The organism is Streptomyces cyaneofuscatus, from assembly GCF_033109485.1.
GTDB lineage: Bacteria > Actinomycetota > Actinomycetes > Streptomycetales > Streptomycetaceae > Streptomyces > Streptomyces cyaneofuscatus.
The window spans coordinates 338,364-356,309 of the sequence record NZ_CP137002.1 but is presented as its reverse complement, the minus strand read 5'-3'; the positions used below and the strand labels follow the sequence as shown (position 1 = coordinate 356,309).

At 72.2% G+C, this 17,946-nt stretch carries 17 protein-coding genes and 1 riboswitch; of the genes, 12 read left to right on the top strand and 5 right to left on the bottom strand.

Annotated features, from left to right (window positions below):
- Positions 1–37 precede the first annotated feature (37 nt).
- The 6 genes from R2B67_RS01430 to R2B67_RS01405 all read left to right on the top strand — a co-directional run bounded on the left by R2B67_RS01430 (position 38) and on the right by R2B67_RS01405 (position 4,579).
- Positions 38–946, top strand: a complete 909-nt coding sequence (locus R2B67_RS01430) for a phosphatidylinositol-specific phospholipase C/glycerophosphodiester phosphodiesterase family protein (RefSeq protein ID WP_317815978.1) — start codon at positions 38–40, stop codon at positions 944–946.
- A gap of 117 nt (positions 947–1,063) precedes the next feature.
- Positions 1,064–1,258 (top strand): hypothetical protein, encoded by a 195-nt coding sequence (locus R2B67_RS01425; protein ID WP_018512925.1) that lies wholly within the window; start codon positions 1,064–1,066, stop codon positions 1,256–1,258.
- A gap of 48 nt (positions 1,259–1,306) precedes the next feature.
- Complete coding sequence (locus R2B67_RS01420) at positions 1,307–2,065, top strand: hypothetical protein (protein WP_237329193.1); 759 nt, start codon at positions 1,307–1,309, stop codon at positions 2,063–2,065.
- 189 nt (positions 2,066–2,254) lie between these two features.
- Positions 2,255–3,844 carry a hypothetical protein gene (locus R2B67_RS01415; RefSeq protein WP_317815976.1) on the top strand — a complete coding sequence of 530 codons (1,590 nt, stop codon included), beginning with the start codon at positions 2,255–2,257 and terminating at the stop codon, positions 3,842–3,844.
- A 72-nt stretch (positions 3,845–3,916) separates the two neighbouring features.
- Positions 3,917–4,309: a hypothetical protein gene (locus R2B67_RS01410; RefSeq protein ID WP_018512922.1), complete on the top strand. Its 393-nt coding sequence runs from the start codon at positions 3,917–3,919 to the stop codon at positions 4,307–4,309.
- Between the two features lie 90 nt (positions 4,310–4,399).
- The gene (locus R2B67_RS01405) at positions 4,400–4,579 is read left to right on the top strand and encodes a hypothetical protein (protein ID WP_317815975.1); all 180 of its coding nucleotides are present in this window, start codon (positions 4,400–4,402) and stop codon (positions 4,577–4,579) included.
- A gap of 120 nt (positions 4,580–4,699) precedes the next feature.
- Here the strand turns inward: R2B67_RS01405 and R2B67_RS01400 are convergent, their stop codons facing one another.
- Both R2B67_RS01400 and R2B67_RS01395 read right to left on the bottom strand, forming a co-directional pair.
- Complete coding sequence (locus R2B67_RS01400; RefSeq protein WP_317815974.1) at positions 4,700–5,368, bottom strand: endonuclease; 669 nt, start codon at positions 5,366–5,368, stop codon at positions 4,700–4,702.
- A complete protein-coding gene (locus tag R2B67_RS01395; protein WP_030565535.1) occupies positions 5,365–5,547 on the bottom strand; it encodes a DUF6480 family protein in 183 nt (60 codons plus the stop codon). The genes R2B67_RS01400 and R2B67_RS01395 overlap by 4 nt, the downstream gene beginning before the upstream one ends.
- Before the next feature lie 137 nt (positions 5,548–5,684).
- Between R2B67_RS01395 and R2B67_RS01390 the strand changes: the two genes are divergently transcribed.
- Both R2B67_RS01390 and R2B67_RS01385 read left to right on the top strand, forming a co-directional pair.
- A complete protein-coding gene (locus R2B67_RS01390; protein ID WP_018512918.1) occupies positions 5,685–6,890 on the top strand; it encodes an FUSC family protein in 1,206 nt (401 codons plus the stop codon).
- Between the two features lie 87 nt (positions 6,891–6,977).
- Entirely contained in the window at positions 6,978–7,169 is a 192-nt protein-coding gene (locus R2B67_RS01385) for a DUF6381 family protein (protein WP_317815973.1), read from the top strand.
- A gap of 132 nt (positions 7,170–7,301) precedes the next feature.
- Here the strand turns inward: R2B67_RS01385 and R2B67_RS01380 are convergent, their stop codons facing one another.
- The gene (locus tag R2B67_RS01380; protein ID WP_317815972.1) at positions 7,302–8,309 is read right to left on the bottom strand and encodes a PHP domain-containing protein; all 1,008 of its coding nucleotides are present in this window, start codon (positions 8,307–8,309) and stop codon (positions 7,302–7,304) included.
- 124 nt (positions 8,310–8,433) lie between these two features.
- Positions 8,434–9,702: a helix-turn-helix domain-containing protein gene (locus R2B67_RS01375; protein ID WP_317815971.1), complete on the bottom strand. Its 1,269-nt coding sequence runs from the start codon at positions 9,700–9,702 to the stop codon at positions 8,434–8,436.
- A 220-nt stretch (positions 9,703–9,922) separates the two neighbouring features.
- Between R2B67_RS01375 and R2B67_RS01370 the strand changes: the two genes are divergently transcribed.
- Positions 9,923–10,537: a hypothetical protein gene (locus R2B67_RS01370; RefSeq protein WP_317815970.1), complete on the top strand. Its 615-nt coding sequence runs from the start codon at positions 9,923–9,925 to the stop codon at positions 10,535–10,537.
- A gap of 85 nt (positions 10,538–10,622) precedes the next feature.
- The gene (locus R2B67_RS01365; RefSeq protein WP_317815969.1) at positions 10,623–13,232 is read left to right on the top strand and encodes a SpoIIE family protein phosphatase; all 2,610 of its coding nucleotides are present in this window, start codon (positions 10,623–10,625) and stop codon (positions 13,230–13,232) included.
- Positions 13,233–13,275: 43 nt separating this feature from the next.
- On the opposite strand, the gene R2B67_RS01360 is transcribed toward R2B67_RS01365, so the two are convergent.
- On the bottom strand, positions 13,276–14,637 hold the full coding sequence (locus R2B67_RS01360) for an FAD-dependent oxidoreductase (RefSeq protein WP_317815968.1): 1,362 nt from the start codon (positions 14,635–14,637) through the stop codon (positions 13,276–13,278).
- Between the two features lie 483 nt (positions 14,638–15,120).
- Positions 15,121–15,276: riboswitch (cyclic di-AMP (ydaO/yuaA leader) on the top strand.
- Positions 15,277–15,279: 3 nt separating this feature from the next.
- On the opposite strand from R2B67_RS01360, the gene R2B67_RS01355 reads away from it, so the two are divergent.
- Positions 15,280–16,119 carry a transglycosylase SLT domain-containing protein gene (locus tag R2B67_RS01355; RefSeq protein ID WP_317815967.1) on the top strand — a complete coding sequence of 280 codons (840 nt, stop codon included), beginning with the start codon at positions 15,280–15,282 and terminating at the stop codon, positions 16,117–16,119.
- 161 nt (positions 16,120–16,280) lie between these two features.
- Positions 16,281–17,930 (top strand): GMC oxidoreductase, encoded by a 1,650-nt coding sequence (locus R2B67_RS01350; protein WP_317815966.1) that lies wholly within the window; start codon positions 16,281–16,283, stop codon positions 17,928–17,930.
- The last annotated feature ends 16 nt before the right edge of the window (positions 17,931–17,946 follow it).

The following is a 17,946-nucleotide window of genomic DNA, read 5'->3' as shown; positions in this document are numbered from 1 at the left end:
CCCGTCCCGGGCCCCGCAGACGCTTCAGGGAGCCTCCATGGCCGCACCGCCCGCCCCGACCCGCCGCCGCGCCCTTACCGTCACCCTCGCCGCCGCCGCGGTGATCGCCGCTCCCGCCGGAGTGGCCGCCGCGTCCCCGGCCGCAGCCTCCCCGGCCACCGTCGGCCGCCCCTCCAGGTCCCGCCCCCTCCGGCACGCCCACGCGCACAACGACTACCTGCACCCGCGTCCGCTCCACGACGCCCTCGCGCACGGCTTCACCAGCGTCGAGGCCGACATCTTCCTCGTCGACGGCGAGCTGCTCGTCGCCCACGACCCCGCCGGGCTCGACCCCAGCCGGACCCTCGCCGGCCTCTACCTCGAACCGTTACGCGCCCTGGTCCGGGCCGGACACGGCAGCGTGTACCCGCACCACCGCCGGCCCCTGCAACTCCTCATCGACATCAAGGCCGACGGCGTCGCCGCCTACCGCGAACTCGACCGGCAGCTCACCCGTTACGGCTCCCTGTTCACCCGCTACCACCACGGCCGGGTCCGCCCCGGAGCGGTCACCGCCGTCATCTCGGGCGACCGCGCCGCCCGGGTGCCGATGGAGGCCCAGCGCACCCGCCTCGCCTTCTACGACGGCCGCCTCGACGACCTCGGTACCGCGTCACCCGCCTCGTTCACCCCGCTGATCAGCGCCAACTGGACCCAGACCTTCGGCTGGCTCGGTGCGGGCCCCTTCCCCCGCGCCGAGCGCGACCGGCTCCGCACCCTCGTCCGGGCCGCCCACCGCGAGGGCCGCCGTATCCGCTTCTGGGCCACCCCCGACCTGCCGGGACCCGAACGCGAGGCGGTCTGGAACGAGCTCCTGGCCGCCGGGGCCGACCACCTCAACACCGACGACCTGGCCGGGCTGGAACGCTTCCTCCGTGCGCGGACGGGCGCGGCTCCGACCCCGTAACACCGCACAGGCCGGGAGTACCCGTTCGGCGGACACGCCAGTGCGCCGAACGGTCGCCCCGCTGCGCCACACTGGCGGCCGAATGCCGCAAATCCGGCGCGGCGGAGGAGGCTGGCCATGGTCATTTCGATCTCCCTGGTGGTGCTGCTGACGATCCTGGCGGTGATCTTTCTCCGCAACGGCGGGCTGAAGCTCTCGCACGCGATCGTCTGCGCCCTGCTGGGCTTCCTGCTGGCCAGTACGAGCATGGCGCCGACCATCCACGACGGGATCGGCGCCACCGCCAACCTGGTCAGCGGCCTGCACCCCTGATTCCGGCCGCCGGTCCTGCGGTGTCCGGCGATCACGCACAATGGGCAGATGTCCTTTCCGCCCCCCGGACGCCATTCGGGCGCCGCCCACCACGAGTACTGCAACACCGGCCTCTGCTGCCGGTGCCAGATGCGTACCTGGACGACGAAGGCAGGCAGCGAGCGGCTCTGCGGGCCGTGCGCCGCCTGCTGCCAGGAGTGCGGCCGGGCGCCCGCGCCCCACCTGGACGGACTCGACGGCGGGCTGTGCGCCGAGTGCCGCGGCCTGTGCGAGCGCTGCCACGCGCCGAGAAGGCCCGACGGGTCCTGCGCCTGCGACCGCTGGCGGGAGAACGCCAAGAGCAACCCGCGCGGCTATGTCCTCCAGGCGCTGCCGCAGCAGCTTCTCCAGGCGCTCGGCGGCCGGGTCCCGAGCACCGTCCACGACCTGATCCACGACGAGCTGGGCCGCAACCGCAGCGCCGGTCTCCTCCGGGAGCGCATCGAACGCCGCTGGAACCTGCGCTGGGCCCACGCCCTCAACGAGAAGGACGAGGACGGCCGCCGGCGTTGGAGCGCCCAGGACATCGCCGAGCAGCTGCTGATGCCCGGTTCCTGTTCCGACCCCGAGTGCGAGGACGGCCACCTCGCCTCGACCGACGCCCCGTGCACCCGCTGCCGGCAGCCCCTGCACCGGTTCGTCACCTCGGTCGCCGACCACACCGCGACCCCGGAGCACGCCCACGCGGCGGCGGCCCGGATCCGCCGGGCGATGCTGGAGAACCGCTCGCGCAAGAAGCTCCCCCCGCGCGGACAGGCGAGCGGATAGCGGACAGGCGGGCGGTAGCGGACAGGCGGACGGGGCTCGGCTCGGTGTGGAGCGGGCATTGCCGCACGTGGCGCGGTGTTGCGGCCGTGTGTCGTGCCCGCGAAACCCTTCCGCTTTCCATGGACACTTCAAGGGGTGCGTCCTAACGTCGGGCGGCGGCGCGACCCCCGTCCGTAATCAAGGAGCCCGATGCCCCCGCCGTACCGCCGTGTGCTCACCCGCGTCCTGGCCCTGACGCTCGCCGTCGCCTCCGTCACCCTCCTGGCCCCCGCGGCCCCCGCGGTGGCCGACGACATCCCGAAGGCTCCCGGCCACCGCCTGGTCGGCGACTACCAGGGCGCGCCCGCCACCGCCTCCCCGGCCCCCGGCCAGGCGCCCCCGCAACACCCGTACCTCGCCCCCAACGGCCGCAGCGGCATGCACGCCGACGCGGCGGGCAGCGGCACCCACCCGTACTCCGGGCCGCTCGGCCGGAACCCGGAAGTGGTCAGCGAGAAGATCGCCCCGGTCGGCGGCGAGTGCGCCACCGCCACCTTCGACACGGCCGGCCGGCTGATCACGGTCTGCGGGACCTTCACCGGCTTCCTGCTCAAGCTGCTCGACCCGCGCACCCTCGACACGCTGGCCGAGTACAAGCTGCCGCAGCGCTCGTCCACCGTCGAAGCGATCACGCGTCTCGACTTCTCGAAGATCTTCAAGGACACCTCGGGCGGCGCCTACTTCTACCTCGACGACCAGGACCGGGTCGTCCTCGCCGACTCCCGCCAGCACGTCCTGCGCATCGCCCACCGGCAGAACGCGGCCGGCCGCTGGGAGTTCACCGTCGAGAACGACTGGGACCTCACCGGGCAGGTCCCGCACGACTGCGTCAGCTGGACCAACCTCTTCCCCAGCGGCACCTGCGACCCCGTCACCTCCGTGATGCCCGACTGGCAGGGCCGCATCTGGTGGGTCACCCGGCTCGGCCGGGTCGGCACGGTCGACCCGGAGACCTCCGTCATCCGCTCCGTCCGGCTGACCGGCGAGGAGATCCAGAACTCCTTCTCCGTGGCCCGGGACGGGGTCTCCATCGTCTCCGACCACGCCCTCTACAGCTTCACCGCCGACCCCGACGGCACCCCGCGCATCCAGTGGCGCCAGACCTACGACCGGGGCACCGGCACCAAGCCCGGCTCGGTGAACCAGGGCTCGGGCACCACGCCGGACCTCTTCGGCACCGGTGAAGAGTACGTGGCGATCACCGACAACGCGGACGACCGCATGAACGTCCTCGTCTACCGCCGGGGCACCGGCGTCCCCGCCGACCGCCGCCTCGTCTGCTCGGTCCCCGTCTTCGGCTCCGGCCGCTCCACCACGGACAACTCCCTGATCAGCTGGGGCAACAGCCTCGTCGTCGAGAACAACTACGGCTACGAGAACCCCACCTCGCTCCTGCTGGGCCGCAGTGTCGTCGGCGGTGTCACCCGCATCGACGTACGGCCCGACGGCAGCGGGTGCGACACCGTGTGGGAGAGCGCCGTCCGCTCACCCTCCACCGTGCCCAAGCTCTCCACCGCCAACGGGCTGCTCTACTTCTACGAGAAGGAGCCCAACGCCCTCGGCATCGACGCCTGGTACCTCACCGCCGTCGACTTCCGCACCGGTGAACGCCGTTGGCGCAAGCTGACCGGCACCGGACCGGCGTACGACAACAACTGGGCGCCCATCACCATCGGCCCCGACGGCACGGCGTACGCGGGGGTCTTCAACGGCATCGTGGCGGTGCGTGACACCGGCTGAGCCACCGCGGCAGCACGCGGACGCCGCACAGAAGTGCACTCCACCGCACGTGGTGACCGGTGCGCACGCCCTATGCTCGCGGCCATGGAGCAACGGGAAGTCGTGAAGCGCGTGATCGGCATCCTCACAGAGGCGCGCGAAATGCAGCGCCTGCTGGAGGCGGACCTCGAACGGGAAGACCTGGATGCGGGAGCGGGCGCCGTCACCGCCCTGCTGAACGAGACGATGCCCCACATCGCCATCCCCGACGATTTCTCCGTCGAGGAGGTGGTGACCGTGGTCGGGCGTGAGGTCGGCGGCGCGGTGGAGCAGCTCGTGAGCGCCTTCACGCTGGCTTTCACGATGCTGGCGCAGGTGCACGACTCCGGGCAGACGGACGTCTCGTCGGCCGATGTCCTGCAGGACCTGGCACTGCGGGTCGAGGCCGGCGGACCCGAGGACGAGGACGACGGGCCGGTGCTCTAGAGCCCGCACCGGCGGCCTCCTGCATTCTGCGGCGCGCGTAGGCATAGTGGGAGGGAGAAGCGTGAATCTCCTCGCGGTACGGAGGCACCTGTGGGTAGGAGCACCGACATGGCCCGCGCCAAGGCGCGCCGGCTGAAAGGCATGAAGAAGGAGTCGGACGGCATCGCCCTCGGCGACGAGCGGATGAAGGCCGAAGGAAGGCAGGAGCAGGAGGCGGCCCGCCGGGAGGAAGAGCGGGCCCGCGCACTGCGGGGAGCCTCCGGCCACTGAGGTGGTGGGGCGCCCGTGCCGTCGCGATCAGTCGTACGGTACGGGCGCTTCCGCGCGTACGGGTCCGGGCGCCAGCCCGCGTGCGGGTGGTGCTCCTGATGGCTCCCCGTGCGGATGGTGCTACTGACGGCGTGCCGCCTCCGTGACCGCGTCCACGATGTCCTTGTTCAGGGCCGCCCGCACGAGCGCGGCCGCGAACCTCGCGTCGTCGTGTCCGCGCGCCGCCTGGGCCGCCTTGCCGGGGGATGTGGGCAGGCCGAGCCGCTCGGCCCCTTGCAGCGCCTTCGCCCCCAGCCAGGGGCCGGTCTCCGGCCAGACGGACTGCACCTCGCGTACGAAGATGTCGGCGCCGGCGGGTCCGATGCCCGGCACGCGCCGGAGCCCCTCCATCAGCCGGTCCCGGTCGCCGTCGGCCTCCTCGCGCAGTCGCCGCAGATCGCCCCGCCAGGTGTCCAGGACGAGCTGGGCGCCGTCACCGAGCTGGGTGGCGGTGCGCTCGTCGTAACGCCGGTAGTGGCCTTCTCCCAGCGCGTCGACCCGCTGCTGCCAGGTGGCGTCCACCATCCGGCGCGGGGTGCGCATGCCGTGGTCGAAGAGGACCCGGGCGGCCGCGACGGCCACCGAGGCGCGGATGCGGGCGGACAGCAGGAGGCTCAGCACGAGGAGCTGGTAGAGGGGCTGCGGGGTGTCCTTGAGCCGGATGCCCGCCTCCTCCGCGTACGTCCGGCCGCACTCCTCCATCAGCGCGTCGGCGATCCGGCGCGCCGAGGGCGGCTTCCTCCCGCTCATGCCAGACCGAAGACCCGCGCGACGAAGAACCCGGCGACCAGCAGCGCACCGAGCACGATGAGGCCGATCCAGACGGCCGGGTGCTCCCAGACACCGCCGTCCGGGCGCTCCTCGTGGGCATCGCCGATCGAGCCCTCGGCGGGGGGCGTCTCTGTGGGGGGATTCACGAGAACAGCCATGCATCCAGAGTCCCTCGGTCGCTGCCCGCGCGCACGCCGTACGGACGGGACCTCGTCCCGCCACCGGGACAGGGCCGTACGGAGGCACCCCGGGCGCGGAGCGCTGCGCGCGGGGGAAACGGGGCACGGTCAAAGGCATGCCCGCCGTTTCCGCGCCCGTCATCAAGCTCGTGCAGCGCACCACCGAACCCGCGGGGGTCCAGACGCTCCGCTCGACCGCGGCCGCCGTCATCGCCTACTCCGTCGCCGTGTGGGCCCTGCCCGAACCGGCACCGCTGACCGCCCCCCTCACCGCGCTCCTGGTCGTGCAGGTGACCCTCTACGCCACCCTTACCACCGGCATCCGCCGCGTGAACTCCGTCATCGTCGGCGTGCTCATCGCCATCGCCTTCAGCTCCCTGGTGGGGCTGAGCTGGTGGAGCCTCGGGCTGACCATCTTCACCTCGCTGCTCATCGGGCGGCTGGTACGGGTCAACGAGTTCGTCCCCGAGGTGGCGATCAGCGCGATGCTCGTGCTCGGCGTCTCCCAGGTCGCCGACACCGCCTGGGACCGGGTGTGGGAGACGCTCATCGGGGCGGTGGTCGGGCTCCTGTTCAACCTGGTCTTCGCCCCGCCCGTCTGGGTCGCGTCGGCGGGCACCTCCATCGGCTCCCTGGCCGGCCGGATGGGCACGATGCTCCGCAGCATGGGCGAGGAGGTGGTGGGGAACAACCCCGTCTCCCGGGCGGCGGCCCGGCTCCACGAGGCCCGCAGGCTCGACCACGACATCGTCGAGGTCGACGCCTCGCTCCGCCAGGCGGAGGAAAGTCTCACCCTCAACCCCAGGGTGAGACAAGGGCTTCTCTACCGGGTCGTCCTGCGCACCGGACTGGACACCCTGGAGATCTGCGCGGTCGTGCTGCGGGTCCTGTCCCGCACCCTCACCGACCTGGCGAAGGCCCGCACGGAGGAGACGCTGTTCCCGGCCGATGTGGCGGGCCTGCTCCAGGAGCTCTTCGGCCAGCTCGCCGACGCCATCGAAAGCTTCGCCGTCCTCGTCACCACCCCGCTCGCCGCCGACGGTGAGGCGGCGGAGGACCGGCTCTCCGAGGCGCTCGCCCGCAGCCGCGCCACCCGCGACCTGGTCGCCGACCTGCTGCTGGAGGACGTCCAGGAGCACCCGCGCCAGTGGCAGCTGCACGGGGCGCTGCTCGCCGAGATCGACCGGGTGCTGGCCGAGCTCGACATCGACGAACGGACCAAGCGGCTGGGCGAGGAGCTGGACCGGCGGGCGTCCGAGGCCCACGAACGCCACCCCCGGGTGCGCGCGATGATCCGGCGGCTGAGCCGGGCCGCCACGTGAAACGTTCCCGGTGGGGTACGCGGGATGCGGAAGCCTCCGGTCACTGGTTCGCTGGAGGCAGTGGTTCCCCTGGCCCGAGGAGTGGTGATGAGCGGTTCGGACGAGCCCGCCGACCTGGCGCGGCAGATGCGTGAGAAAGCCCAGCAGCTCGCCGAGGCGGCGGAACGCGCGACGGACCCCGAGGAACGTCAGCGGCTGGCGAAGAAGTCCCGGACGATCCGGGACCGCAGCGAACAGCAGAGCGCCATGGCCGCCGGAGACATCTACCCGGAGAAGTAGACGGCCCGGCAGGACCGGCGCCCTTGTGGTGCGACTCGCCCGCCCCGGTCTGTGCCTGGGGCGGGCGTCCCTGTGTGCAGCAGACCCGCACCGCCCTGGCCCGTGCCCGGGGCGGGCGTTCCCGGGCCCCCGTCACCCCGCCCAGTCCAGCAGCCGTTCCACCGGCCAGGTGGTCACCACCCGCTCCGCCGGTACGCCGCACTCCTCGGCCCGTGCGCAGCCGTTGATCTGCCAGTCCAGCTGGCCGGGGGCGTGCGCGTCGGTGTCGATCGCGAACAGAGTGCCCGCCTCCACGGCCCGGCGCAGCAGCCGGCGGGGCGGGTCCAGCCGCTCCGGCCGGCAGTTGATCTCCACCGCCGTCCCCGCCTCGGCGCAGGCGGCGAATACCCGGTCCGCGTCGAACCGGGACTCCGGCCTGCCGCGCTCCGACAGCAGACGGCCCGTGCAGTGGCCCAGCACATTCGCCTGCGGATGGCGGACGGCCGCCTCCAGACGCCGGGTCATCGGGGCCGGGTCCATCCGCAGCTTGGAGTGGACGGAGACGACCACCACGTCCAGCCGCTCCAGCAGCTCCGGCTCCTGGTCCAGCGAACCGTCCGGCAGGATGTCGCACTCGATCCCGGTCAGCAGACGGAACGGCGCCCACTCCTCGTTGAGCCGCTCCACCACCGCCAGCTGCTCCCGCAGCCGCTCGGGCGACAGGCCCTTGGCGACCGTCAGCCGGGGCGAGTGGTCGGTGAGCACCGCCCACTCATGGCCCAGCTCCGCCGCCGTGCGGCCCATCTCCTCGATCGGGCTGCCGCCGTCCGACCAGTCGGAGTGGAGATGGCAGTCGCCCCGCAGCCGGGAGAGGAGTTCCTGGCCTGTGCCGGGTGCGGGTTCGGCGGCCGCCTCGTCCTCCAGCCGCTCCAGATAGCCCGGCACCTCACCTGCCTGGGCCTCCCGGATCACCTGCGCGGTACGGGGGCCGATCCCGGAGACCCGCTCCAGGGTCCCCGCGGCCACCCGCTCGGCCGCCTCCCCGGGCTCCATCGTGTCGACCACCTCGGCGGCGGTCCGGAAGGCCTTCACCCGGTAGGTGGCGGCCTGCGAGCGCTCCAGCAGGAACGCGATACGCCGCAGAGCGGTGACGGGGTCCATCGGCACCTCCAGGTGGGAGCGTCGGCCGCCCCGCAGGTCACCCGTCCGGGCCGCCTGTCCCCAGGATCGCCGCAGCGGCGCCCGGACGGCCACCGGACCGCCGTCCCCTCCCGGGCCCCGACGGTCAACCGGCTCCCTCGGGCTCCGCCGCCGCCCAGCGCCGGGCCCCGTAGTTGTAGTCATGGACGGGCCGGCCCGGCGCCCCGCTCGTACGGAACGGGCGCCCGCCGTCGTCGATCCGCACCGTGCCGGACCGGCCCCCGCCGCTCCACCGCAGCTCCGCGACCCAGTCGCAGTCGCAGCGGGCCGCACGCCCTGTGACGAGGAAGACCTCGGGGTCCGCGGCCGAGACGCGGTACGGGAAGGAGACCGGTGCGATGGGCTCACCCGTGTCGTTGCCCGGCACGGACCGGGCCACCGGACGCTCCGCGTCGAGATCGACGTCGAACATCCGCGGGGTGAGCGCCCCGCCGCACCCGGAACTCATCCGGTGGACCTGCCCCTCGGCGGGCCCCCGCCGCGCGACCACCCGGATCCGCAGCGCCTCCAGCACCACCGCCCGCTCGCCCGTGCCCTGGAGGGTGATCCGTACGCCGGTCTCACCCGCGTGCACCGCGCCGAGCGCCTGCGCCCAGGGCTCCGCGTCCGCCTCGGCCGGTGGCGGCGGGACCGCGCCCGGGGGACGGGCGACGAGATACTCGTGCCCGCAGCCGTACCGCCAGACATGGTCGTCGGTGGTCCAGGTGAACGGGGGAGCGGCGGGCCGAGCCACCGGTGGCTGCCGCTCGGGGCGCTCCGGCCGCGCGGGCCCGCCGAAGCCCGCGACCAGACCGGTGGCCAGGGCGGCGACGGCCGCGCAGACGGCGAGAACCGGCGCCCACCGGCGTACGACGGGGGAGCGGGGCGCCGGGGGTACGGGCGCGGACCGGTCCCCGTCGCGGTGTACGGAGGTGGCGCCGGGCGCACCGGAATCGCCGAGGGCCTCCGCACCGGGCGTGCCCAGAGCCTCGGATGCCGGACCCGCCGCAGAACGTGCCTCCTCGGCATCCGGGTCCGCCGCAGAACTGGCCTTCTCGGCATCCGGGTCCGCCGAAGAGCCCGACTCCTCGGCACCCGGGGCCGCGCCCGCCTCCTGCCGCTCCAGCCGTTCCGCGTCCGCCCGTAGCCACAGCCGGTGCAGCGCCTGCCGTTCCTCGACGGTGCGGCCGCACAGCCGTGCCAGCCGCTCCACCGGGGCGAACTCCGCCGGCACGGTCTGCCCGGTGCAGTAGCGGTGGAGCGTCGAGCCGCTGACCCCGATCCGCCGGGCCAGCGACGCGTACGTCCGGCCTGAGCCGTCCCGCAGCTCCCGCAGCCGGCCCGCCAGCACCTCCCGTGCGAGCTCCTCACCCACCCGTCGACCGCCCGTTCCCTCGTCACCCGACACCCGCTCGACCTCCCCCGGCCGTCCCACCAAGGCGTTCCACCCCGCCGAGAACACCCACGTCACCGGAGGTGGGACGGTTCCAGGGCCGTCGGAACCCGTGTCGTGCTTGTCGCCGCCGGGAGGCCCGCCCCAGGCTGGTGCCGTTCCACCGACCGACCGCTCGACCATCTGAACGGGGATCACCACCATGCGCACCACCCGCACGTTCCGCACCGCACTCCTGACCGCCGCGATCGTCGGCCTCGCCGCCACCGCACTGCCCACGGCCCCCGCGGCCGCCGCCCCCGCCGCGCCGAAGTTCCTCTCCGCCGGGCAGTGGCCCGCCTCCCTCACCCCCTGGACCGCCGGGCCGGTGCACAAGGGCCTGCCCGAGGAGGGCTCCGTCTGCACGGCGGGGACCATCCCGGCCAAGGGGACCCGCCACCGGGACTTCCGTACCGAGCTGGACACCGGCGCCCGGCAGACCATCACCGTCGCCCCCACCGCCGCGAAGGCCAAGGCGCTCGCCGCCGAGCTGCGGACCGCGCTGGCGACCTGCCTCGACCGGCTGAAGGAGCAGGAGCCCGGCCTGGAGGGCGTCAGCCGCTACCACGGCCGGGTGAACGTGGAGGAGGGCGCGCATGTGTACAGCATCGACACGTCCTACCCGGAGGTCGGCTCCACCGACATCGGCCTCCACTCCGTCGGCCGGGACGGCCGCACGGTGACCGTCCTGGAGTGGGGACAGCTGGGTGACCTGGACGGCGCCCCGCTGAAGGGATTCCGGAAGACGACCGGCACCGCCGTCGCCAAGCTGCACTGAGACCGCGTCGGCGGAGCGGCCGGCACGGGGTTCCGGCCGGTCCGCCGACGTGCGCGGCCCCCGCTGCGGGGAGCATGCTGGCTGTGTGACCCGGCACGATGAGACCCGGCCCGCCCCGTCCCCCGGAGACGGGGCCGCGGCCGGGCAAGACGACGGCGGCCGAGTACCGGACGAGCTGTCCCTCGTACTCGCGCAGGGGGTGGTCAGCGCCGTCGAGACCGCCGGGGGATACGCGGGCGGCATCTACCTCCGCTCCGGGACGCCCGGACTGCTGCGCCTCGCCGTCCTCGCCGGACTGCCGGGGCCGCTGTTCCGGCCCTGGTGGCGGATGCACGTGAACCGGCCGTTCCCCGTCTCCGAGGCCTACCGCTCAGGGCGGCCCGTGCTGCTCGCCGACGCGGAGGAGGGCATGCGGCGGTTTCCCCAGCTGATGGCGGGGCTGCCGTTCCCGTTCGGCTCGCTGTGGGTCCCGATCACCGGCCCGCAGGGCAGCATGGGCGTGATGGCCGTCCTGCGGACCGCCACCCCGGGCGAGGAGATCGCTCCCGCCGACGGGGAGCGGCTGCTGCGCCTGGGCCACCGCCTCGGGGCCGCGCTCACCGATCTGGAGTCGCGGTCCCTCCCCGTCGTCTGGGAGAAGGAGCCGATCCCCGTCCAGCTGCCTGCCGCCCCCGCGCCCCCGGTCCGGGTCGGCAGTTTCGACTGGGACCTGCACTCCGGGGGCCTGACCGCGGACGACGACCTGTGCGCGATCTTCGGGACGGAGCCGGCGGAGTTCCCCGGCACCGTCGACGCCCTCGCCGAACGCCTCGTACCGGAGGACGTGTACGGGCTGTGGGCCCTGGCCCGGCAGGCGGTGGAGTCCGCCGACCCGGTGGTGCGGAGGATGCGGCTGCGCGGGCCCGACGGCCGCTACCACCTGCTGGAGCTCTCCGGCCGCTGGACCCACCCGGACGGGGAGAGCGCGGAGAGCCATCTGACCGGCTTCGTCGTCGACTTCGGCGCGGGACCCGTCATCGCGGAGGCGGCGGACCGGCTGCCCCGGGGGATCGTCTCCCTGGACCGGATCGGGCGCATCACCTACGCCAACGCGCTCGCGGAGGAGCTGCTCGACCTCCCCCGCGCCGAGCTGGTGGGCCACGTCGTGTGGGAGGTGCTGCCGTGGTTCGGGCATCCGGCGTACGAGGACCACTGCCGGGCGGCCCTGATCTCCGACGAACCCGTCCACTTCCTCGCCCGGCGGGCCCCGTCGGTCTGGCTCTCGGTCTCCCTGTACCCCGGCCACGACGGGCTGAGCGCGGTCTTCCAGGCCACGGAACGGCCGGCGTACGCGCCCGGGTCCGTCACCACGCCCGGGCTGGGCATCGGCTCCACCGCCGACCGCTCCTCCGCGCTCTACCGCCCGGTCGCCCTGGCCATCGCGCTCACCGAGGCGGTCACGGCCCGTCAGGTCTCCGCCGTGGTCACCGAGGAGCTGCTGCCCGCGTTCGGCGGCCGGCAGCTCGCCATCTACCTGCTGAGCGAACGTCACCTCCACCTCGCCTGGGAGACGGGGTTCCCCAAGGGGTTCCTCGACCGCTTCGACGGGGTCGGGCTCGACGTCTCCATCCCCGGCGTGGAGACCCTGACCACCGGCCGCCCGATCTTCTTCGAATCCATGCAGCGCCTGGCCGACGCCTATCCGGGCATCCCGATGGAGACCGACGTCGGCGCGCGCGCCTTCCTCCCGCTGATCGCGTCGGGGCGGCCCGTCGGCTCGTGCATCCTCGGCTTCGACCGGCCCCGGGGGTTCAGCCCCGAGGAGCGCACCGTCCTGACCGCGCTGGCCGGGCTGATCGCCCAGGCCCTGCAACGCGCCCAGCGGTACGACAGCGAGTCGGCGCTCGCCCGGGGGCTCCAGGACGCCCTGCTGCCGCACCGGCTGCCGGAGGTCGACGGGGTCGACACCCTCGGGCGCTATCTCTCCGGCACCCAGGACATGGAGGTGGGCGGCGACTGGTACGACGTCATCGAGACCGGCGACGAACTCGCCCTGGTCATCGGCGACGTCCAGGGGCACGGTGTCTCGGCGGCCGCCACCATGGGTCAACTGCGCAGCGCGGTAAGGGCGTTCGCCCTCAGCAACCATGACCCGCAGGAGGTGATGAGCGGCACCAACCGGCTGCTCATCGATCTCGACCCGGGCCAGTTCGCCAGCTGCTGCTACATCGTGCTGGACCCGCTCACCGGGCGGGCCCGTGCCGTACGGGCGGGCCACCCGCAGCCTGTGCTGCGGCACCCCGACGGCCGGACCGAGGTGCTGGACCTGGCCGGCGGCATCGTGCTCGGCATCGACGGGCAGGCGACCTACCCCGTCACGGAGCTGCGACTCGATCCGGGCGACATGCTCGCCCTGTTCACCGACGGGCTCATCGAACGCCCCGGGACCGACATCGACGAGGGCATCGAACGGCTGCGGGCCACCATCGCCGGGATCGGCCCGGTCCCGCTGGCCGAGCTGGCGAACCGGGTGATCGGGGAGGCCCGGCAGGCCACCGACCGGCCCGACGACATCGCGCTCCTGGTCGCCGCCCGCTGGACGCACCTCCCGGAGAAGGCGCCGCAGCCGTCCCGGGACACCGCCCCGCCGGACCTGTGGCGGACGTTCCGCGGGCCGGGCCCGGGAGGCACGACGAGTACCCCGGACCCGGCCTGAGCCGAGCGGTGACGGCTCTGCGACGGCCCTGCGACGGCCCTGATCAGGCGCCGGAGGCGTCCAGCATGCCCTCGCGCTCCACGACCTTGATGCGCTCACGGCCCTGGGCGACGCCGAGCGCCTGCTCGTGGGCGTCCAGCTTGTGCCAGCCCTCCCACGTCGTGAAGCGGACGTTGCGGCTCTCCAGGAAGGCCTCCACGGCCTCCGGGGCGGGCGTCGCCGGCTCGGGCAGACGGCCTGCGGCGCGGTCCTCCAGGAGGCAGGCGACCGTCTCGTTGGCGTCACCCTTGGTGTGGCCGATCAGGCCGATCGGGCCGCGCTTGATCCAGCCCGTGACGTAGACCGACGCCATGTGCTCGTCCCCGGCGATGACGCGGCCCGCCTCGTGCGGGACCGTGCCGGAGGCCACGTCGAAGGGGAGCTTCGGCAGCTCCTCCGAGTAGTAGCCGACGGCCCGGTAGACGCTCTGCATGTCCCAGTCGGTGAACTTGCCGGTGCCCCGGACGTTGCCGGTGCCGTCCAGCTCGGTGCGCTCGGTGCGCAGCGCGACGACCTTGCCGTCCTCGCCGAGGATCTCGACCGGGGACTCGAAGAAGTGCAGGAAGAGCTTGTGCGGGCGGTCGCCGACATCGCGGATCGCCCAGTTCTCCAGGGTCTGCGCGACCATGTTGGCCTGCTTGTTCTCCCGCCGGGTGGCGATCGAGCCCTCGTCGTACTCGATGTCCTCGGGGTTGACGATGACCTCGATGTTGGGGGAGTGGTCCAGCTCGCGCAGCTCCATCGGGCTGAACTTGGCCTGCGCCGGGCCACGCCGCCCGAACACATGCACCTCCAGCGCCTTGTTCTCCTTGAGGCCCTGGTACACGTTGTCCGGGATCTCGGTCGGCAGCAGCTCGTCGGCCGTCTTGGCCAGCACCCGGGCGACGTCCAGCGCCACGTTGCCGACGCCGAGGACGGCGACCTTCTCCGCGGTGAGCGGCCAGGTGCGCGGCACCTCGGGGTGGCCGTCGTACCAGGAGACGAACTCGGCCGCGCCGTAGGAGCCGTCCAGCTCGATGCCCGCGATGTCGAGCGCCCGGTCGGCCTCGGCGCCGGTCGAGAAGATCACCGCGTCGTAGAAGGACCGCAGGTCGTCCAGGTCGATGTCGTTCGGGTAGCTCACATTGCCGAAGAGGCGGATCTGCGGCTTGTCCAGCACCTGGTGCAGCGCCTTGACGATGCCCTTGATCCGGGGGTGGTCGGGGGCCACGCCGTAACGGATCAGGCCGAAGGGTGCGGGCATGCGCTCGAACAGGTCGATCGAGACACCCGGGTCCTGGCAGACCTCGGATTTGAGCAGCGCGTCCGCAGCGTAGATACCGGCAGGGCCGGCTCCGACAATGGCGACGCGGACGGGGCGTGTCATGGCGTGGTGATCCTTAAGGCGGGCGAACGCGGGCAGGTACAGCGTACGTCGGAGGTAAGGGTTGGCTTACTAGTCTCCACCCCACACCGTAAGCCCTGGCCGCGCGGGGCCTCCGACCCGGCCTACGGAACCGCCCGAAAAGTCCGTTTCGGTGGGGCGGTATGGGCGATTTCGGCCTTTTAACCCCCTCTTCCATAAAAGGGCTATTGAGCTTCTTGGGTTGTTTTGACCGCGCCCTTTTCGGTCAGCCCCGTACGAAGTGGTGAGCGTCACGTCCGGGGGTGCGGACGCGGAATCGGAAGGTTCGGTTCCCTTCTGTGCCAAGAAAGTTGACACCGTGACGGAACGGGCGCGGCCGGGAATTCCGTAATTCGATCTTGCGGAGAAAGGTCATCCGGAATTCGGGGCTTGTTCTGTTCGGCGCTTTTCGCCTACGGTCACGCTCAATCCGGATGGAACGCCGAATCCTGCCGCCGTCCGGGAATCCGAAACCCACCCACGTACGGCAGGAGCGGGGGACCCAGGTAAGCCGCCGATCCGGTCTCCGGAACGGCTAGGGGTGAAGTCGCACGTCCATGCGGCCAGACATCTCCCGTCTGAACCCGACAGCTCACCTCGTAGGCGCCGGAGAGGAAATTCCCCATGCCCGCACAGGGTAAGCACCGCCGTCCCAAGTCCGTCTCGCTGAGCCGCGGCATCGCCGCCGTGACCACAGGTGGAGCCGTTCTGGCCCTCCCCGTGCTCGGCGCCACCACCGCCTCCGCCGCCCCCGCGCACTCCGTCGCCGCGGAAAAGGCGGTCGCTCCCGTCTCCGTGACCGCCCAGGCGAATTCCGTGACGAAGGCCGCGCCCGCCAAGCATTCCGTGGTGTCCGGCGAAACGCTTTCCAAGATCGCCCGCGAGTATTCCGTCAACGGCGGCTGGAAGAAGCTGTACGAAGGCAACCGCAAGGCCGTTGGTGAGAACCCGAACCTTATTCACCCGGGTATCACGCTGACCATCGGCGCCAAGGCTGCCGCCCCGTCAGACGCCAAGGCCGCCAAGGCTGCCGAGGCCGCCCCGGCCGCCGAGCGCACCGCAACGGCGGAGCGCGCCGACCGCTCGGAGCGCACCACGGCCGCGCCCGCCGCCGCCCCGGCCGCCGCCGCTCCCGCCACGTACACCAACGACCTCGATGGCTGGATCAAGGAGTCGCTGGCGGTCATGGCCCAGCACGGCATCCCCGGCAGCTACGAGGGCATCCACCGCAACATCATCCGCGAGTCCTCGGGCAACCCGAACGCCATCAACAACTGGGACTCCAACGCGGTGAAGGGCACCCCGTCCAAGGGGCTGCTCCAGGTCATCGACCCGACGTTCCAGGCGTACCACGTGCCCGGCACCTCGACCGACAGCTACGACCCGGTCGCCAACATCACCGCCGCGTGCAACTACGCCGCCGACCGGTACGGCTCGATCGACAACGTCTTCGGCGCCTACTGATCGCTGGACGAAGGCTCACATCCGAGGGGCCCCGGACCGCACGGTCCGGGGCCCCTCGGGCGTGCGCATCCGCAGGGGGAAGTTACCCCCAAGTTTCTAGTGACTTACCACGCGATCGACAGTAGAACCTGTTGCACTCTGTCGAGAGTGAGGGATGTCACATGAACGACACTACCCTGCACAACAACGCCCCCAAGGGTGTATCGCGTCGAAGATTCATCACAGGAACAGGTTCTCTTCTCGGGGTCGCGGCGCTCGCCGGACCCACCACGCCGGTCTGGGCCACGCCCCGCGCGGCAGCGGCCCCCATCGGATCCGGCGCCCATGTGCCGGTGCTGGTCATCGGGACCGGCTACGGCGGTTCGGTGGCCGCTCTCCGGCTCGCCCAGGCCGGCACGGACGTCCACATGGTCGAGATGGGCATGGCCTGGGACACCCCCGGCGCGGACGGCAAGATCTTCGCCAACACCACCAAGCCCGACGACCGCTCCTTCTGGCTGCGCACCAGGACCAAGCAGCCGCTGAGCAACTTCCTCGGCTTCCCGATCGACAAGAACGTCAACCGCTACACCGGCATCCTGGACGCCGAGGAGTTCGCCGGCATCACCGTCTACCAGGGGCGCGGCGTCGGGGGCGGCTCGCTGGTCAACGGCGGTATGGCCGTCACGCCCAAGCGGGAGAACTTCGCCGCCATCCTCCCGTCGGTGAACGCCGCCGAGATGTACAGCACGTACTACCCGCGCGCCAACGCGGACCTCGGCGTCACCACCATCGACCCCGTGTGGTTCGACTCCGTCGACTGCTACCAGTACGCACGGGTCGGCCGGAAGCACGCCCAGCGCTCCGGCTTCCCGTTCCTCTTCGTGCCCGCCGTGTACGACTGGGACTACATGAAGCAGGAGGCGGCCGGGACCGTCCCGAAGTCCGCGCTGGACGCCGAGATCCTCTACGGCAACAACTACGGCAAGAAGTCGCTCCAGAAGACCTACATCGACCGGATCAAGGCCACCGGCCGGGTCACCATCAGCCCCCTGCACAAGGTCACCCGCGTCTCCCCGGCCTCCGGCGGCGGCTACACGGTCCTCATCGACCAGCTGGACACCACCGGCCGGACCGCCGTCACCAAGACGGTCACGGCGGACAGGGTCTTCTTCGCCGCGGGCAGCGTCGGCACCAGCAAGCTGCTCGTCGGGCTGAAGGCGACCGGGGCGCTGCCCGGCCTGAACAACGAGGTCGGCAAGGGCTGGGGCGACAACGGCAACGTCATGTGCGGCCGGGCCAACCACCTCTGGGACCCGACGGGGAAGGTGCAGTCGTCCATCCCCACCGGCGGCATCGACAACTGGGACGCCGGCGGAGCGTTCGCCGAAGTCGCTCCGCTGCCCACCGGGATCGAGACCTGGGCCTCGTTCTACCTCTCGATCACCAAGAACCCCCACCGGGCCGAGTTCACCTGGAACGCGGCGGCGGGCAGGCCCGAACTGAACTGGCAGACGGCGTGGAAGCAGCCGTCGATCGACGCCGCGAAGACCATCTTCGACAAGATCAACAAGAAGGAGGGGACGATCTACCGCACGGACCTCTTCGGCACCTACAAGATCTGGGGGGACCACCTCACCTACCACCCGCTGGGCGGAGCGGTCCTCGACAAGGCCACCGACAACTACGGTCGGCTGCACGGTTATCCGGGGCTGTACGTCATCGACGGCGCCCTGATCCCCGGCAACGTCAGCGTCAACCCGTTCGTCACGATCACCGCGCTCGCCGAGCGCAACATCGAGCGGATCATCGCCACCGATATGCGCCGCTGATCCACCGGGCGTACGG

Coding starts and splice junctions, on each gene's coding strand:
- R2B67_RS01425 (WP_018512925.1), top strand. CDS start 1,064: ATGGTCATTTCGATCTCCCTGGTGGTGCTGCTGACGATCCTGGCGGTG.
- R2B67_RS01395 (WP_030565535.1), bottom strand. CDS start 5,547: ATGGCTGTTCTCGTGAATCCCCCCACAGAGACGCCCCCCGCCGAGGGC.
- R2B67_RS01370 (WP_317815970.1), top strand. CDS start 9,923: ATGCGCACCACCCGCACGTTCCGCACCGCACTCCTGACCGCCGCGATC.
- R2B67_RS01410 (WP_018512922.1), top strand. CDS start 3,917: ATGCTCGCGGCCATGGAGCAACGGGAAGTCGTGAAGCGCGTGATCGGC.
- R2B67_RS01415 (WP_317815976.1), top strand. CDS start 2,255: ATGCCCCCGCCGTACCGCCGTGTGCTCACCCGCGTCCTGGCCCTGACG.
- R2B67_RS01350 (WP_317815966.1), top strand. CDS start 16,281: ATGAACGACACTACCCTGCACAACAACGCCCCCAAGGGTGTATCGCGT.
- R2B67_RS01400 (WP_317815974.1), bottom strand. CDS start 5,368: ATGAGCGGGAGGAAGCCGCCCTCGGCGCGCCGGATCGCCGACGCGCTG.
- R2B67_RS01430 (WP_317815978.1), top strand. CDS start 38: ATGGCCGCACCGCCCGCCCCGACCCGCCGCCGCGCCCTTACCGTCACC.
- R2B67_RS01390 (WP_018512918.1), top strand. CDS start 5,685: ATGCCCGCCGTTTCCGCGCCCGTCATCAAGCTCGTGCAGCGCACCACC.
- R2B67_RS01385 (WP_317815973.1), top strand. CDS start 6,978: ATGAGCGGTTCGGACGAGCCCGCCGACCTGGCGCGGCAGATGCGTGAG.
- R2B67_RS01420 (WP_237329193.1), top strand. CDS start 1,307: ATGTCCTTTCCGCCCCCCGGACGCCATTCGGGCGCCGCCCACCACGAG.
- R2B67_RS01355 (WP_317815967.1), top strand. CDS start 15,280: ATGCCCGCACAGGGTAAGCACCGCCGTCCCAAGTCCGTCTCGCTGAGC.
- R2B67_RS01380 (WP_317815972.1), bottom strand. CDS start 8,309: ATGGACCCCGTCACCGCTCTGCGGCGTATCGCGTTCCTGCTGGAGCGC.
- R2B67_RS01360 (WP_317815968.1), bottom strand. CDS start 14,637: ATGACACGCCCCGTCCGCGTCGCCATTGTCGGAGCCGGCCCTGCCGGT.